The sequence below is a fragment of the Chitinophaga sp. genome (assembly GCF_036566945.1).
In the GTDB taxonomy this organism is placed as follows: Bacteria; Bacteroidota; Bacteroidia; order Chitinophagales; family Chitinophagaceae; genus Chitinophaga.
Map to the genome: position 1 here is coordinate 1 of NZ_DATCVJ010000199.1, position 2,422 is coordinate 2,422.

Sequence of the window (2,422 nt, forward strand, 5' to 3'; positions counted from 1 at the left end):
AAGCCGTTTACTTTTACCACAGTGGCAGGATCTTTCACCAGCACGCGGTAAATGTTGGTCATCAGAGAGCTGGCCGCCGAACTGTTAGACGTAGGCGCGGTGAGGTACTTTTTACCCCATGCCTGTGACGGGAAGTTTTGCTGAATCAGGTTGTCGCCTGAACCACCTGATTCCCCGCCGCAACCAATGCCTGTGCGGCTGCTGCCGGAAAATACCGCCATCGGATAACATTTGCCATCGTCGTTGATGATGGACCTTACACGGCTGCCGGATAAATCGTATCCTTCGCTGCCTCCACCGGGCATCATAGCGCCCAGTACCTGGTATACTTCTCCTTTATTCAGTGTAACCGTAAACGTAGTGTTAGCTGGTTTACCACCGAGGGTGGGTACAGAAGGCGTGATTTCTACTTTGGTATTATCGTAATCGGCTATTACATAGAACCAGGAATAGGTATCGGTGCTGTAGTTTTGTCTGGACGACAGCGTAGCATATTCGTAGCCATAAGTACCTACCGGCAGCAGCATGGTAGCACCGGAAGAGGCGCTGCCATAAATATGTGCGTAGGCAACAATGGGTACATCGCTTTCTATGCTGATGCCTTTATCAGAAAATCCTTCTTCTGTAAGACGGGCATCATTCAGGCCGCTCTTAGGTATGATCTCTGTGGTAATGGTTTTGTTGGCAGGGATGTGATATACACGTTCCCAGCTGGTACCATTTATACGTACAGTAACGTTAGACGAATCCTGTGCATTGAGGTACAGGACCATGTTCTGCGAGTTATTACCCGGGAAGAACTGGTGATGACCATAACCCACCCAGAAGCGTGTGCCTCTGTTGGAGCTGTCTGACGGCTGCAATAATTGTGTGGTAGTACTGCCACCATTCAGCCCGGTAAATTTATCCAGGAAGTGCAGTGAGCTATCCCTGATAACATTCGGGATGTCATACACATGGCTGAGCGAATCCACGAGCCATGCATTGGCAGCATCCGTGCGCGCCAGGCGGATGTCTTTCTGGCGTTTGATAAAGCCCTGCCATGGATCCAGGTAGAACTGATCAATGTTGAAGTTATAGGCGCCATTAGCCGGCGTAACATCTACATCTGTATAAAAATACATATAGTCGGTGCCGTTAGCCAGGTTAGGTGGCTTGATACCGGAGTAGCGTCTTACCGCTATATTAGTGGGTATAGCAGTACCCGGATTCCAGGTGATTTTAGTCACCGTATCGGTACCAAACATAAATGTTTGGGTAACACCGGGTGCTGGTGTAGCCGGCAATGCAGGCAACACCGGAGGCACAGACGTAGGCAGGAATTCATAGGCGCCCATATCCGGCACACCTTCCGTGAGCTTAACAGGTCTGGCAGCGCCGTTGATATCCTGATCATTTCCTTCTATCTGCACACCACGGCCATGGATAGCCCATACTTCGGGATCAGCAATGGCAGGTTGCAGGGTGGTGTCGTTTACAAAGGCTGGCTTGTATACAATGGAATTGATGTCCAGCGTATCGGCCGCAATGTAGTCATGCAGCGTAGCGTAGGAACCAGCTGGTGTAAGTTGTTTCACCAGTACGGTACCTTTTGTATATAAGGTATTGTAATCGCTCTTCAGGTAAAGCGGATCTGCTACATACATAGCTACTCCAATAGTATCTGACGCGAAAATGTTGTTTTTGATTTTGATATTTCCGTAGTAAGAAGCGGTATGCCGGAAGTAAGCGGCATAGTTATCACCGGTGGTGACAGAGCTATTCAGTACGGAGTTGTTATAGTAATTCAGGTTCACACTCGCTTCGCTGTAAATGCCATAAGCCGCGCTACCATTGATCAGGATGCTGATCACGTTATTGGAAATCGTAGCCGCATCTGTCTGATAAAATTCCAGTGCGCGTATTTTTCCGGTGAGATTTTTCTTGGCTATAATGGTATTGCCGGATACGCTGCCTTTTATACCGGCGTTGGCGTCTGCATAGTAGATATAGATGCCGTGTATCGCCGTGTTAGAATTGGCAGCATGCAGGATATTATGTGAAACCGAGTAACCGTTGGTATTAGCAGTATAGATACCATAGGCATCTGTAGCCATGGCACCGCTCATATTTACGCGGTTGCGTAATATCATCAGGCTATCGGTGTAGGTAACGTAGATGCCTTTTGCATAAGTTCCTTCCACGATGTTGCTATCCACCACTAAACCTGGTGTGATTACGCTGTAAGTACCTGCCCAGTAAATCCCATTTGACCCGTTGGTGATGGTGTTACCAGTAAGCACGTTACCGATACCTATGCACGCATCGCTGTAAATACCACTCACCGTAGCGCCTGTACTGGTGCTGGTTGGTAGTGGAATGCTACAGGCGGCAATGCTATCGAAAGAAGATCCTTTCGCATATACCACACCTCTTGCATTGG

1 pseudogene is annotated in these 2,422 nt (G+C 48.5%); it reads right to left on the reverse strand.

What is annotated here, in order from left to right:
* Nucleotides 1-2,422: pseudogene (locus tag VIP81_RS05610) on the reverse strand (hypothetical protein); the annotation flags it as partial.